The following is a 14,514-nucleotide window of genomic DNA, read 5'->3' as shown; positions in this document are numbered from 1 at the left end:
CCGCCGCGGCCCGCGCAACCGGCGGGGGCGGTAAGGCGCGCCGGTGCGCCCGCTACGGAAGGACCACGCGTGGGGTGTCCTTCAGCGGTGGGAGGAGGGTCCAGGTGCGGGCGGGGGCGAGGGGCTGGGTGGTCAGCATGACGCCGTCCCTGCGGCGCTCCTCCAGCAGCCGGGCGCCGTAGACCTCTCCGGAGACGGGCGTGACGGCCACCGCGAAGTCGCCCTTGGCTTTGAGGCGCACGTCCCGCGTACGCCCGGCGGGCACCGCCACCTCGTACGGCTCCCCCGCCGCCCCCTTGGCGGGGATGATCTGCACGCGCACCTTGCCGGGCCCGCCGAGAGCGGTGAGAAGCAGGCGGGCGCCTGTGGTGTTGCGGGCGACGGCGCTGCCGAGGGCGAGCGAGGGGGTGCCGGCCGTGTAGGCGACGTCGGGCTTGGAGCCGGTGCCGATGGAGACGGCCCCGGCGACGATGGGGACGGGCGAGGTGAGGACGAGCGCGGCGGACGAGCCGGCGACGCCGGTGGTGATGTCGAGCGCGGTGACGCTCCCCGCGGGCACGTCGAGGGTCTCGCGGCCCTTCATGGCGTACTCGGCGTCCTCGCTGACGGCCTTGATCTGCACGGTGGCGTCGGTCTCGCCGGGCGCGGCGACGAGGAGCCTGCGCAGGCCGCCGCCCTTGGGGATGCCGGGCACGACCACGCGGGTGGCGGGTGCGCCGGCGGCGGGCAGCCAGTCCACGCCGCCGCTCTCCAGGACGGTCCTGGCGGCGACGGCCACCCGCCCGAACGAGGTGGTGACGCTGACCGCCATGATGTCGGCGGACGGCGCGAGCGTCTTGAGGTCGATCTCGCGGTGCTTGCCGGGACCGATCTCCAGGCCGATCCCGGCGTCGCCGGAGACGAGCCCTTCGGCGGCGTACACCTGGACGTCCACCATGGCAGGCGCCTTGTCGGCGTTGGTGAGGTGCAGGCGCACGTCGGCGTCGGCGGGTCCGGGGCCGAGCAGCCAGGTGGAGGGGGCGGGCTCGGTGCAGCGGACGCCGGCCAGGCCGCGGGCCGATCCGCTGGTGGCGCGGGTGACGTAGCCGGCCTCGAGGCCGCCGGGGCCATGGGTGACGTACGGGGCGTCCTTCTCCATCGTCTCGCTGCTGAGCTCGCCGGGCAGGTAGACGTCCACGCGGCGGCCCTTGTCGCCGGGGCAGACGGTGGTGACGGACTCGACGGCGACCTTCGTGGGCCCGGTGGGCGGGGGCGGCAGCGGGGCGGGCCTGGTGACGTACGCGATGCCGTACATGGCGGCCAGGGCGACCACGACGAGCGTGAGCAGGCCGAACCGGTTCTCGATGAACGCCTTCATCACGCCCCCGCCAAGGCCACGGCGCCGGGCTCGGCGCTCTCTTCCTGCCGCCGTCCGGGTGATGCGAGCAGGGCCACGACGAGCACCATCGCGCCCTGCGTGTACAGCCACATGGTGTGCAGGGCGCCGGCGGGCTGGGCGGGCACCCGGGTCACCGGCTCGGCGAGCCGCCACAGGCCGCCGCCGGTCTTCGACAGGCTCATGCGTTCGAGCGACGGCTGCGAGTCGAGCGTCGCGGCGAGCTCGGCGGGTACGGGCGGCGCGACGGCGACCATGCCGACGCCGAGCCTGCCGAGCGTGGCCGCGTCACCGCCCCGGCCGCCGATCAGGCCGCGCACGGCGTTCGCCAGGCGGTCGCGCTCCTGCGAGGCGGTGGGCAGCTCGGACTCGCCGAGCAGCGGCCCGCGCCCGTGCAGCACGGTGAACGACGAGCCCTTGAGCACGACGGTGCGCTCGCCGTTCGCGGTGCGGGCGGCCGCCAGGGCGGGCATGACGTCGGGGGCGTCGCCGGTGAGCGGCCCGCGCACGCCCTGGTGGATCCAGTACCCGGCGGCGAGCAGCGGCGTGCTGAACGCCACGGCCGCGATCGCGACCGCGCCGAGCCGCCGCAGCCCGCCGGAGGCGCGCAGCTCGGGCAGCCGGTGCGCGGTCAGCCCGACGAGCACGACAAGGCCGGTCCCCGCGAACGCCAGCGGCACCCCTGGCCACACCCGCGACCCGTCGACGGTGATCCGGCTGACCAGGATGGCGGCGAGCACGCCGTACAGGGCGACGCCCCAGCCGATGGCGACGATGATCCGCTGGCGGCGCATGAGCAGCGCGGCCAGCGCGGTGACGACGAGCCCGGCCGTCACCCAGAACGGCGGCAGCCCGGGGCCTCCCGGGCTGAGCGCGAGCAGCGACTCGGGGGCGAGCGTCTGGTCGGCCAGCGCGGGATCGTGCAGCCCGGCCTCGAGCAGCAGCCTGCCGGGGTCGGTCACCAGGCTCGCGAGCCAGGGCAGCAGCAGGACGGGCGGCACGGCAAGCGCGATGATCATCGAGATGCCCGCGCCGCCGCGCCCCCGCGGGCCGCGTGGCCGTACGGCGCCGCCGAAGGCCACCGCGCCGAGCACGCCGAGCACCGCGAACAGCGGGTACACCAGGGGCACGAACGCGGTGCCGACCGCCAGCCATAACCCGAGCGCCCAGGCGGCCCGCCGCGCCCTGCGCCGGTCGGGGGCGAGCAGGATGACGCCGAGCAGCCAGGCGTACACGGGGACGAGCACGAACACCACGGCCGTGCCCAGCCGGCCCGCGGCGATCGCGCCGGTGGCGACGGGCAGCAGCGCGTACGTGGCCGCCGCCCACGCCCGAGCGGGCACGCTGGGGATGAGGTGCCGGGTGGACAGGTACGCGGTGGCCCCGGCGAGCGGCACGCAGCCGAGCAGCAGCACCGAGACGGCCAGCCACGTCTTGCCGAAGAACAGCGTGGACAGGGCGGCGATCACGGCCACGTACGGCGGCGCGGGGTCGGTCGAGCCGAGCCCGATGTCGTGGAAGCCCTCGGTGTAGAAGTCCCACAGGTCGCGGGCGCCGCCGATCACGGGGACCAGCGCGCCGCCGCCGAGGCGTTCGCCGCCGAGCAGGGAGCGCTCGGCCACCAGCGTGACCAGGGTGAGCCCGATCATGAGGATGACGCCGGGGCGTCCGATGAAGCGCTGGAAGGCGCCGGCGTCGGGCGGCGGCGCCAGCTCCTGCTCGGCGTCGGGGTCGGCGGCGATGTGGTGGCGTCCTGCCGCGTCGACGGGGGCCTGCCCGGCGAGGAAGCTCTGCACCATGTCGAGGAGCCGGCGGTAGGCGACGCCCGGCGGGGTCAGGAACCACTTGATGCGCCGGTACCCCTTCCTGCGGCCTTGGCGGCGCGCCCGCCGCGCCCGCAGCAGGCGTCCTGGATGGCCCAGCACGGACCCGAGCGCGAGCACCTCGTCGAGCGCGTTCGCGGGCTGCTTGCTGATGATGAACAGCAGCGTGCGCACGGCCGAGCCGAGCACGTTCCGCAGCAGCGCCCAGAGCATCGCGCGGAACGGCAGGTTCGCCATCACCACGAAGATGGCGTTGCGCCGGTCGAGGCGGCGGGGGTGGTCGCCGCTGACCGTGATGCGCCGCCGCCTGCGGGCCGCCGCCTCGGCGTGCCAGGCCACGGCGGAGGTGACGACGAGGACCTTGTGGCCGGCGTTGCGGACCCGCCAGCACAGGTCGAGGTCGTCGCGGAAGATCGGCAGGAACGGGTCGAGCCCGCCGACGCGCTCCCAGACCTCGCGCTTGATGAGCATGCCCGCGGTGGAGACCGACAGCGTCTCCCGCGTGCCGTCGTGCTGCCCTTGATCGAACTCCAGCGGTTCGAGACCGGTGTCCCTGCGCCCGGTGCGGCCCACGGTGACGCCGAGCTCGAGCAGCCTGCGGCGGTGCAGCCAGTCGCGCAGCTTGGGGCCGAGCACGGCGGCCTTCGGGTCCTGCGCTGCGGCGGTGAGCAGTTCCTCCAGTGCGCGCCGGTCGGGTGCGCAGTCGTCGTGGAGCAGCCAGATCCACTCCTCGCGCCCTGCGGGCGGCAGCTTCTCCAGCACCTCGGCGACCGACTCGCCGAAACTCGTCGAACGTGGCAGGGAGAGCACGTTGCCGGGGCCGAGCGCCTGGCGGAGCAGGTCGGCCGAGCCGTCCCTGCTGCCGTTGTCGACGCCGACCACGCGGTCCGGCCTGCGGCTCTGGTTGATCAGCGCACGCAGTGTCTCTCCCAGCCAGCGCGCGCCGTCGTGTGCGACGACGATCACGGTGACGTAGGGACGTGACATCGGTGAGCTCCTGGGGGGATGATCAGGCGCGCCCACCATACAGTGACAAGGGGTTCAAGAGATGCGAAAAGGGTCACACGGCTCTCCGTGTGACCCTCTCCCCCCTTGTGTCTTTCTCCTACGGCCTGTCACACGGCCTGGCGCTTGATCCGGCGGCGCTCCCGCTCGGACAGCCCGCCCCAGATGCCGAAGCGCTCATCATGCTCGAGTGCGTACTCCAGGCACTCGGCACGGACCTCGCACGATCGGCAGACCTTCTTGGCCTCTCTGGTGGAGCCGCCCTTCTCCGGGAAGAACGCCTCCGGATCCGTCTGCGCGCACAAGGCGCGCTCCTGCCAGCCGAGTTCTTCAGCGTCAAGCTGTTCCTGTGCGATGACCGGATCGGTCACTGCACACCTCCCTGCCGCCCGCCCGCAATGGAGCCCCCCATGGACGCCTTCCTTATTACCCACCCACAGGAAGGCGTAACAACATGGTTGTAATTACACGCGTGTGCGCTACGCGGCGTCAAGCGGCATGCAGGTATCCGGGGAAAGACCAGATCTCGCCCCGGTGTGCTCGGCATGTCATGTTCGAGTCCGGATCGACGGCCTGTGCATGGCGTCGTCCTGGCTCGTGCAACACTCTCAGCGGTCGGAACCGTACCAGTGCGGGATAGACGCCCGCCTGCGGCCCACCTTTCCTCTAGTCGTTCATTGCCGGTCCGTTACCTGCGTGGCTCGTTGGGGGTGTATATGGCGGTCGGGTCGATCGGGTCGTCTCCCGGCAGGCGCTGAGCGCCGAAGCCGCCGGCCTGCTGGAACCCGTCGAGCCGCATCGTCGACTCCCCCGCCGGCGCGCTCTCCCACTGGTGCGGGCCGGGGGCGGGCTGCTGCGGGGCCTGATGGGCGGGCTGGTACTGGCCCTGCTGCGGCTCGTACCCGTGCTGGGGCTGCTGGGGGTGGCCGAACGGGTCGTCGTACGGGCGGGCCTGCTGCCCGCCGAAGTCGGGGACCGGCTGGTTGCCGGCGCTCGACTGGTACGTCTCCGCCTGCTGGTAGGCGTCCATGAGCTGCTGGGAGCGCGGGTCCACGGGCTCCTGGTAGGCGTGCTGGGCGAACTCGGCGCCCGAGTAGCCGGTGAACGGCTGGCCGCCCTGCTGCTGGGACTGGTCGAAGGCGCTCTGCCCCTGGTAGCGCTGCTGCGGGTAGGCGGCGCCGGGCGCGGAGCCCTGGTCGTTCGCGGGGGGCGCGTACGGGCTCGGCTGCTCGGCCTGGGGGGCGTACGGGCTGTGGCCCGGCTGGTTGTGGACGTTCGGCTGGCTGTCGGCCGGGACGTACGGGGCGGGGGTGTACTCACCGGCCGGCGGGTTCGACGGGGCCGTGTCCGCGGGAGTGTAGGGCTGCTGCTCGAACCCCTGGGAGGCGAAGGGCTCGGGCTGCTGCTGGTCCGACGACGGCGCGGCGGGCAGGGCGCCCCTGATCTGCGGGGCCGCCTGCTGCTCCGGCTGCCCGGCGGAGCTCGGGGGCTGCGGGCCGTAGCCCGGGGTGGAGGGCGGCTGCTGACCGTAGCCCGGGGTGGAGGGCTGCTCCTGGCCGTAGCCGGGGGTGGAGGGCGGCTGCTGGCCGTAGCCGGGCTGCGGGCCGGGAACGGGCGGCTGTGCGGGCTGGGCGGGCTGGCCCGGCTGGGAGGGCTGGCCGGGCTGCTGGCCGCTCATCGGCTGCTGACCGGGACCGGGCTGCTGGCCCGACGGGGGCTGCTGGCCGTACGCGGCGGGCTGCCCCTGGTCCTGCGCCCCGCCGAACCCGGGCTGCTGGCCGCTCACCGGCTGCTGGCCGTAGCCGGGGTCCTGGGGGCCGCCGAAACCGGGCTGCTGGGGGAAACCGGGGGCCGCGGGACCCTGCGCCTGGCCGGGCCGGCCGTACGGCTGCTGGTCGAAGAAGCCGGGCTGCTGCTGGCCGAACTGGCCCTGGTAGACCTGCGCGGCCGGACGCTGGGGAAGCACCTGCGGCAGGAGGTAGACCAGGGCGATGACGGTCAGGGCGAGGCCGGTCAGGCCGCTGAGCAGGAACTCGATGGCCTCGCGCCCGGTGGCGTCGGCGAACAGCCCGCCGACGAACGCCACCAGACCGAACAGCGCCGCAAGGCCCAGGCCGGCCACCGCGCCGTACGTGATGGGCTTGGCCTTGGGCGACGGCTCGCCGCCGATCTTGGTCACGAGGAGCACGGAGCCGAGCAGCAGCGCCGTCACCACCGGGTTGGTCACGCTCGACTGGTAGGAGGCGGCGCGGTCGGCGAACGACGACAGCGCCGAGGTGCCGACCAGGATGTGGCCGATCGCCAGCACCACCCTGATCAATCCGCCCACGAGCATGATCCAGGCGGCCGGCTCCCTCAGCCGGGCTACGTCAAGTTTGCTCACAAGTACCCCCAACGGACCCATTGGTCCGAAGGGAGTTTGCCACATCACTGACTCGTATGCCGGGAGTCACAGAAAGCACTTCCCTATCAAATTGGCCAATGCCTCGACATATGCGGTCGATCGTGCCCGCAAATCCGGTCCCGAAGCGGCCTCGTCCGAGCCCGATGAAAGACTGGTCCGCATGCACATCGTGTCCCTCGCCGGCGGCATCGGCGGCGCCCGGTTCCTGCGCGGCCTGCGCGCCGCCGCGCCCGACGCCTCGATCACCGTCATCGGTAACACGGGTGACGACATCACCCTGTTCGGCCTGCGGGTCTGCCCCGATCTCGACACCGTCATGTACACGCTGGGCGGCGGCATCGACGAGGAGCAGGGCTGGGGCCGGGCCAAGGAGACCCACGTCGTCAAGGAGGAGCTGGCCGCGTACGGCGTCGAGCCGCAGTGGTTCGGCCTCGGCGACCGCGACTTCGCCACCCACATCGTGCGCTCGCAGATGCTGGAGGCCGGCTACCCGCTCTCGCAGATCACCGAGGCGCTCTGCGCCCGCTGGCGACCCGGCGTCCGGCTGCTGCCGATGACCGACGACCGCTGCGAGACGCACGTCGTGATCGAGGACGAGCGCGGCAGGCGCGCGATCCACTTCCAGGAGTGGTGGGTACGCCTGCGCGCCTCGGTGCCCGCCAAGTCGTTCGCGCTGGTCGGGGTCGACACCGCCAAGCCCGCGCCGGGCGTGCTCGAGGCCATCGAGGAGGCCGACGTGGTGGTGCTGCCGCCGTCCAACCCGGTGGTGAGCATCGGCACGATCCTCCAGGTCCCCGGCATCCGCGAAGCGGTGCTGCCCAAGACCGTCGTCGGCGTCTCACCGATCATCGGCGGCGCGCCGGTGCGCGGCATGGCCGACGCCTGCCTGACCGCCATCGGCGTCGAGACGACCGCGCAGGCCGTGCTGGAGCTGTACGGCTCCGAGCTGATCGACGGCTGGCTGGTGGCCGAGGAGGACGCCGGCGTCGCGCTCGACGGCGTCAAGGTGGTCGCCAGGCCGATCCTCATGACCGACGCCGACGCCGCCGCCGACATCGCGCGTTCCGCCCTCGACCTCGCCAAGGAGCTGGCCCGATGACGGCACGCCCGGCGACACCCCGTCCGATGACCGCCCGGCGCCCGACCCAGGAGGCCGCCCGATGACCACCACTTCCCAGCGCGTCGAAGTGATCGCCGTGACCGGCATCGGCGAGGTGCGGCCCGGCGACGACGTGGCGGCGCTGCTCGCCGATGCCGGCCTGCGCGACGGCGACATCGTCGTGGTCACGTCCAAGATCGTGAGCAAGGCGGAGGGCCGGGTGCGGCACGCGCCCGACCGCACCCGGGCGATCGCCGAGGAGACCGCGCGCGTGGTCGCCCGGCGCGGCGACACCGTGATCACGCAGACCCGTCACGGCTTCGTGATGGCCGCGGCCGGGGTCGACGCCTCCAACACCGAGCCGGGCACGGTGCTGCTGCTGCCCGAGGACCCGGACGCCTCGGCCAGGCGCATCAGGGCCGGGCTCGGCCGCCGGGTCGGGGTGATCGTCTCCGACACGTTCGGGCGGCCGTGGCGCAACGGCCTGACCGACGTGGCGATCGGCGTGGCCGGGCTGCGCCCGCTCGACGACTACCGCGGCCGCTCCGACGCGTACGGCAATCAGCTGAACGCCACGGTCACGGCCCTGGCCGACGAGATCGCGAGCGCCGCCGAGCTGGTCAAGGGCAAGCTCGACGGGGTTCCCGCGGCGATCGTGCGCGGGCTCGCCCACCTGGTGACCGACGACGACGGGCCCGGCGTCAAGCCGCTGGTACGCCCGGCCGACGAGGACCTGTTCCGCTACGGCTCGCGCGACGTCGTGTTCGCCCGCAGGACGATCAGGGAGTTCTCCGACGAGCCCGTCGATCCCGCGGCGGTGCGCAGGGCGGTCGCGGCGGGCATCGCCGCGCCCGCGCCGCACCACACGACGCCGTGGCGGTTCGTGCTGCTGGAGTCGCCGGAGACCCGGACGAAGCTGCTGGACGCCATGCGCGAGGCGTGGATCGCCGACCTGCGCGGCGACGGCTTCTCCGAGGAGTCGATCGCCAAGCGGATCAAGCGCGGCGACGTACTGCGCAACGCGCCCTACCTGGTCGTGCCCTGCCTGGTCATGGACGGCTCCCACACCTACCGCGACGACCGGCGCAACGCCTCCGAGCGGGAGATGTTCGTGGTGGCGACGGGCGCCGGGGTGCAGAACTTCCTCATCCAGCTCGCCGTCGAAGGGCTGGGCTCGGCGTGGGTGTCGTCCACGATGTTCTGCCGCCCGGTGGTGCGCGAGGTGCTCGACCTGCCCGCCTCGTGGGACCCGATGGGCTGCGTGGCCGTCGGTCACGCCGCCGCGCCGCCCCGCGACCGCGCGCCGCGCGACCCGGACGACTTCATCCTCACTCGCTAGCCGGGGATCCGCACGTGGGGTGGCACAGGCGCCGGGCGAGCGCGGAGAGGAACACGTCGATGATCTCGTCCGGCTCCTGCGCCTCGTGCAGCGAGCCGTTCGTGGCGGCGACGATCTTCGCCAGCCCGTCGCGGTCCACGCCCTTGCCGAACGCGATGACGATGATCTGCACCGGCCGGTCGGGATCCCACTCGCGCTGGAGCCGGTCGAGCAGCTCGGACAGCGTGATGCCGGTGCCGTCGTCCCGGCCCGCGGTGATGACCAGGAGCGAGTTGTTCATCTCCTCCCGGTACTCGCCGGTCACCTTGCGAAAGCCGCTGAGCACCGCGTCGTACAGGGAGCTGTCGCGGCGCGGATGCGCCTTGATCGTGCCGGTCAGCTCGTCGAGCCTGCCCCTGCGGACGACCTGGCCCTCCTCGGGCTCGTTGATCGCGCCCAGGCCGACGAGCCGCCGGTAGCCCTTGATGCCGCCGACCCCGTCGGCGAACTCCCACAGCCCCATGTGCGTGGAGTCGGGGAAGAGCCGCAGGCCGATCTTCGCCGCGTCGAGCGCCACGTCCAGCTTGGTGCGGCCGTTCAGCTTCTCGGCCATGTGCTTGGAGGTGTCGGCCAGCACGAGGATGTTCGTCGCGGGCGCGAGGCGGCTCCAGGCGCGCAGGGCCTCGTCGATGTCCTCGGGCGTCACCGAATCCCTGGTGAGCGGCGCAGCCGTGGGGATCTGCGGGCCCGGCGAGATCGGCCCCGCCCGGCCGTCACCCGACCGGAAGCCGGCCCTTCGCACGATCTCCTGGGCCTCGGGGCCGCGCAGCCACTCGGCGAACGCGCTCGACGCCTCGGCCACGTCCGGGTCGCCGGCGGTCACGACGTACGGGTAGTCGAGGTTGATCGTGCCCTCGCGCGGGTGCAGCGCCACCACCGGGTCCTCCGACGGCCGCAGGTTGTGCTGCCAGACGCTCTGCTCGGGCACGATGACGACCGGCCGCCGCCAGAACGTGCGGTCGTCCACGGCGGCCAGCATGCTGCGGTAGTCGGGGGCCGAGCCGGCCTGCGCCCACCGGACGAACGCGGTGAGCGCCTTGTCGGCGTCCGGCCCGGTGCCGACGACGTCCCTGGCGGCGGCCACGGTCGCGATGCCCGCCCCGGCCAGCGAGGGGTCGGGCACGCGTACGATGTCGGGCTCGTCCTCGTTGGGCGTCAGCCGCCCGCGCACGGTCGAGGGGAAGACCATCCGCCAGTTCATCTGCGTGCCGCCCACGGAGAAGCGCCTGGCCAGCGAGGCCCGGGTGGCGAAGACCAGCGGCGAGGTGGCCACCACGCTCTCCTGCGCGGGCAGCGCGCTCGCCCCCTGCTGCCGGGCGAGGCGGATCCAGGCCGACGAGTCGGCGATCCAGCCGTCCGGCCGCTCGCGCAGCACGCCCGCACGGTCGCCGATGAGCGTGCGCAGGACCGTGGCGGGCGGCTGCTCGGTCACCTGGACGAGCACGCATCGGCCGCCCGCGACCGTCTTCGTCGCGTTGAACCGGTCGGCCGCCTCCATGACGGCGGGCGCGATGTCCACGGCGGCCGCGACGTCCACCAGAACGGGCTCTCGCGCACGGCACACCAGGCCGCCGCCGCCGAAGACGACGACGAGGCCCGCCGCGACCATCGCGACGGCCGTCAGCCCCGCCAGCATGCCGCGCTGGAACGCCTTCCTGCGGCGCTGTTCGGGTGACAGAGCGGCACGGTGCCGACCTAACCGCACGGTGACCCTCTCCCGCGAGATCCTCCTCGCGCCTCGCCGGACGCCTGCGAGGCCCTTGCGCGCCCCGCCGCACGCCGCGACACCTTCCCGCACCTCGCGCGACGTTCGCCGCGAGACCCCGCCCGCGGCCCGCGCGACGCTCGCCGGACGCTGCGAGACCCCTTCCGCGCCTCGCGGGCGCCCCCGCCGAGGGCACCCGCCAGACATTGGTAGAACATGTTACAACTAGGCCAGCGGCAGGACCCGGCGCACGCTCGTGCAGACGCCGTCGCTGGCCGCCGCGGCCGCCAGCCGCTCCTCGCTCGGCACGCCGTAATCGGTGGTGCGCTGCCGCACCGGCCGCCCGGTGACCTCGACCATCGCGCGCAGCTCGCTGATCGTCTTGTACGACCCGTTCTCCGACCCGGCCATCCGGCTGATCGTCTCCTCCATCAGCGTGCCGCCGAGGTCGTTGACCCCGCCCTGCAGCACCTGGCGGCACAGGTCGTCGCGGAGCTTGACCCACGAGCACTGGATGTTGGCGATGGCGCCGTGCAGCAGGATCCGCGCGAGGGCGTGCACGGCGCGGTTCTCCTGCGCGGTGGGCCCGGGCCGCGCCACGCCCGCCAGGTAGATGGGCGCGCTGGTGTGCACGAACGGCAGCAGCACGAACTCCGAGAACCCGCCGGTCTCCTCCTGGATGCCGCGGATGAGCTTGATGTGCTTCACCCAGTGCAGGTGGTTGTCGACGTGCCCGTACATCATGGTCGAGGTGGTGGGGATGCCGACCTTGTGCGCGGTGGTGATGACCTCGATCCACTCCCTGGCCGGCAGCTTGCCCTTGGTGAGCACCCAGCGCACGTCGTCGTCGAGGATCTCGGCGGCGGTGCCGGGCAGCGAGTCGACCCCGGCCTCCTTGGCGGCCTCCAGCCAGTCGCGGATGGACATGTTCGTCCGGCTCGCGCCGTTGATGACCTCCATCGGGGAGAACGCGTGGACGTGCATGTCCGGCGTGCGCTCCTTGACCGCCCTGGCGATGTCGAAGTAGGCGGTGCCGGGCAGGTCGGGGTGGATGCCGCCCTGCATGCACACCTCGGTGGCCCCGGCCGCCCACGCCTCCTCGGCCCGGTCGGCGACCTGGTCGAGGCTGAGGGTGTAGGCGTCGGCGTCGGTCCTGCGCTGGGCGAAGGCGCAGAACCGGCAGCCGGTGTAGCAGACGTTGGTGAAGTTGATGTTGCGGTTGACGACGTAGGTGACGTCGTCGCCCACCGCCTCGCGGCGCAGCGCGTCGGCGATGGCGGCCAGCTCGTCCAGCGCCTCGCCCTCCGCGCCGAGCAGCGCCACGGCCTCGGCGTCGGTCAGCCCCGTGGGGTCGGACTCGGCCCTGCGCAGCGCCTGGCGCACGTCGCTCGGCGTGGCGGCGGCGACCGTGCCGAGGCGCTCGCGCAGGGCGTCCCAGTCGCCGTAGACGTGGTCGAAGTCCTCGCGGCGGTCGCCGGTCCGGCCGACGGTGTCCACCTCGACGTGCAGGTCCACCCGGCCGGAGGCGGCGAAACCGCCGTCGGGCTCCTGCCAGGGGCGGCCCTGCGGCACGGCGTCCTCGCGGGCCAGGCCGGTCTCGGGGTCGGCCAGCGCGCTGACGTGGCCGATCAGGCGGGGGTCCAGCCAGGGCTCGCCGGCCCGCACGTACTCGGGGTAGATGGTCAGGCGCTCCTTGAGCGTGAACCCGGCCTCCCGCGTACGCGCCGCCAGCTCGTCGATCTGCGGCCACGGCCGCTCCGGGTTGACGTGGTCGGGGGTCAGCGGGGACACGCCGCCCCAGTCGTCGATGCCGGCCCTGATCATCAGCTCGTACTCGGAGTCCACCAGGTTGGGCGGGGCCTGGATGCGGACGCGCGGGCCGAGCACCAGCCGGGCCACCGCGATCGTGGCGGCCAGCTCCTGCAGGTCGGCGTCCGGCAGGCCGCGCATCGCGGTGTCGGGCTTGGCGCGGAAGTTCTGCACGATGACCTCCTGGACACCGCCGTACTCCCTGGCCACCTTCCTGATAGCGAAGATCGACTCCGCGCGGTCCTGCACGGTCTCGCCGATGCCGATGAGGATGCCTGTGGTGAACGGCACGTTCGTGCGCCCGGCGTCCACCAGCACCCGCAGCCGCACGGCCGGATCCTTGTCGGGCGAGCCGTAGTGCGGCTGCCCCTTCTCCTCGTACAGGCGGCGCGAGGTGGTCTCCAGCATCATGCCCATCGACGGCGCGACCGGCTTGAGCCGCTGGAAGTCACGCCAGGTCAGCACCCCCGGGTTGAGGTGCGGCAGCAACCCGGTCTCCTCAAGCACCCTGATCGCCATGGCGCGCACGTAGGACAGCGTGTCGTCATAGCCGTGCGCGTCGAGCCACTCCCGCGCCTGGCGCCAGCGGTCCTCCGGCCGGTCGCCCAGCGTGAACAGCGCTTCCTTGCACCCCATCGCCGCCCCCTGCCGGGCGATCTCCAGCACCTCGTCAGGGCTCAGGAACGGCGCCTTCAGCTTGTGCGGCGCGGTCGCGAACGTGCAGTAACCACAACGGTCCCGGCAGAGCCGGGTCAACGGGATGAACACCTTCTTGCTGTAGGTGATGATCCCGTCGCGGCCGGCGGCGCGCAGACCGGCGTCGCGCACCCGGGAGGCGTGGTCGAGGAGCGTGCCGAGGTGCTCGTCACGGGCGTGCAGCAGGACCGTCGCCTCGGTCACGTCGAGCGTCTTGCCGTCCCTGGCGCGGGCGAGGGCGCGGCGGAGCGCGGAGTCAGAACTCATACAGGGCACAGTACGACGGGCTGAGTTCGCCGTACGCACCCAGGGGCTTCAGAACGACCGGTAGTCCCGCACCGGCATGCGCGGCCCGCGCGCGGGCGGGCGCAGCCCGGTGAGCCAGACCAGCACGGTCGCCCGGTGCCGATGCCCCGTGTACGGCTCGAGCAGCCGCAGCATCCCCCGGTCGTCGGTCTTCTCCCCGGTCAGCGCGTAGCCGACGAGCGTGGGCAGGTGGTAGTCGCCCACGCTGACCGCGTCGGGATCCCCGAACGCCCGCTGCCGCACCTCGGCCGAGGTCCACACGCCGATGCCGGGCAGCGCCCGCAGCAGCCGGTCGAGCTCCTGCGAGGTGGCCGCCGCCTCCAGCTTCTCGGCGTGCCATGCGGCGGTGGCGATGGTCCGCGCGCGCACGGCCTCGGCGCCCGCCCGGTGCCAGTGCCAGCTCGGGATCTGCCGCCACACGGCGGGCTCGGGCACGACCCGCATGCCCTCGGGGGCCGGGCCGGGCGCGGGCTCGCCGTAGCGGGCGAGCAGCCGGCGCCAGGCCCGCCACGCCTCCCTGCCGACGACCTTCTGCTCCAGCACGGCGGGCACCAGCGCCTCCATGACCCGCCCGGTACGCCCGATGCGCAGCCCCGGATGCCTCCGCACGGCCTCGGCCAGCACCTCGTGCCGGACGCTGAAGCCCGAGAGGTCGTCGTCGGCGCCGAGCAGCGCGGGCAGCGTCTCCAGCGCCCAATCGGCCCCGGGGCCCCACGCCTGGCCGAGCACGGCGCCGCCCTGCACGCTCACCCGCAGCGTGCAGGGCCCGTCGGGTGTCCTGGACGTGCGCCACACCGCACCGTCGCGGCCTCTGCGCCAGGTGGGGTCGCCGCCGCCCCTGCGATGGGGCTCGAGGACCAGCCCGACGTCGAGCGGCCCGTCCGGCACCCACCTGCGCTCTTTCACGCGTCCAG

The 14,514-nt window shown here is 73.5% G+C and carries 9 protein-coding genes; 2 read left to right on the top strand and 7 right to left on the bottom strand.

Annotated elements, in window-relative coordinates; all coding sequences use genetic code 11:
- Positions 1-52: 52 nt before the first annotated feature.
- From ACGFIM_RS22560 to ACGFIM_RS22545, 4 genes are all read right to left on the bottom strand, one after another.
- Positions 53-1,357, bottom strand: coding sequence for a DUF5719 family protein (locus ACGFIM_RS22560; protein ID WP_393203202.1), 1,305 nt, complete (start codon positions 1,355-1,357; stop codon positions 53-55).
- A complete protein-coding gene (locus tag ACGFIM_RS22555; RefSeq protein ID WP_393203200.1) occupies positions 1,357-4,185 on the bottom strand; it encodes a glycosyltransferase family 2 protein in 2,829 nt (942 codons plus the stop codon). Before ACGFIM_RS22555 ends, ACGFIM_RS22560 begins: the two co-directional genes overlap by 1 nt.
- A 128-nt stretch (positions 4,186-4,313) precedes the next feature.
- A complete protein-coding gene (locus ACGFIM_RS22550; protein WP_176903063.1) occupies positions 4,314-4,574 on the bottom strand; it encodes a WhiB family transcriptional regulator in 261 nt (86 codons plus the stop codon).
- Positions 4,575-4,891: 317 nt separating this feature from the next.
- Positions 4,892-6,586, bottom strand: coding sequence for a hypothetical protein (locus ACGFIM_RS22545; RefSeq protein ID WP_393203197.1), 1,695 nt, complete (start codon positions 6,584-6,586; stop codon positions 4,892-4,894).
- Between the two features lie 181 nt (positions 6,587-6,767).
- On the opposite strand from ACGFIM_RS22545, the gene cofD reads away from it, so the two are divergent.
- Positions 6,768-7,706, top strand: coding sequence for a 2-phospho-L-lactate transferase (gene cofD / locus ACGFIM_RS22540; protein ID WP_393203195.1), 939 nt, complete (start codon positions 6,768-6,770; stop codon positions 7,704-7,706).
- Positions 7,707-7,767: 61 nt separating this feature from the next.
- Positions 7,768-9,045, top strand: a complete 1,278-nt coding sequence (locus tag ACGFIM_RS22535) for a coenzyme F420-0:L-glutamate ligase (RefSeq protein ID WP_393203193.1) — start codon at positions 7,768-7,770, stop codon at positions 9,043-9,045.
- Here the strand turns inward: ACGFIM_RS22535 and ACGFIM_RS22530 are convergent.
- The 3 genes from ACGFIM_RS22530 to ACGFIM_RS22520 form a co-directional block, all read right to left on the bottom strand.
- Positions 9,035-10,789, bottom strand: a complete 1,755-nt coding sequence (locus tag ACGFIM_RS22530; RefSeq protein WP_393203191.1) for a substrate-binding and VWA domain-containing protein — start codon at positions 10,787-10,789, stop codon at positions 9,035-9,037. The genes ACGFIM_RS22535 and ACGFIM_RS22530 overlap by 11 nt on opposite strands.
- Before the next feature lie 225 nt (positions 10,790-11,014).
- Entirely contained in the window at positions 11,015-13,561 is a 2,547-nt protein-coding gene (locus tag ACGFIM_RS22525) for a bifunctional FO biosynthesis protein CofGH (RefSeq protein ID WP_393203189.1), read from the bottom strand.
- Positions 13,562-13,609: 48 nt separating this feature from the next.
- Entirely contained in the window at positions 13,610-14,506 is an 897-nt protein-coding gene (locus ACGFIM_RS22520) for a DNA-3-methyladenine glycosylase family protein (protein WP_393203187.1), read from the bottom strand.
- Positions 14,507-14,514: the final 8 nt, after the last annotated feature.

The sequence above is a fragment of the Nonomuraea sp. NPDC049309 genome, from assembly GCF_043196965.1.
In the GTDB taxonomy this organism is placed as follows: domain Bacteria; phylum Actinomycetota; class Actinomycetes; order Streptosporangiales; family Streptosporangiaceae; genus Nonomuraea; species Nonomuraea fastidiosa.
Note: the sequence above shows the minus strand (reverse complement) of the source record. Positions and strands in the feature narration are given on the sequence as shown.

Excerpts from the sequence above, each read along its gene's own strand:
- ACGFIM_RS22535 (WP_393203193.1), top strand. The coding sequence starts at position 7,768 with ATGACCACCACTTCCCAGCGCGTCGAAGTGATCGCCGTGACCGGCATC.
- ACGFIM_RS22525 (WP_393203189.1), bottom strand. The coding sequence starts at position 13,561 with ATGAGTTCTGACTCCGCGCTCCGCCGCGCCCTCGCCCGCGCCAGGGAC.
- ACGFIM_RS22555 (WP_393203200.1), bottom strand. The coding sequence starts at position 4,185 with ATGTCACGTCCCTACGTCACCGTGATCGTCGTCGCACACGACGGCGCG.
- ACGFIM_RS22560 (WP_393203202.1), bottom strand. The coding sequence starts at position 1,357 with ATGAAGGCGTTCATCGAGAACCGGTTCGGCCTGCTCACGCTCGTCGTG.
- cofD (WP_393203195.1), top strand. The coding sequence starts at position 6,768 with ATGCACATCGTGTCCCTCGCCGGCGGCATCGGCGGCGCCCGGTTCCTG.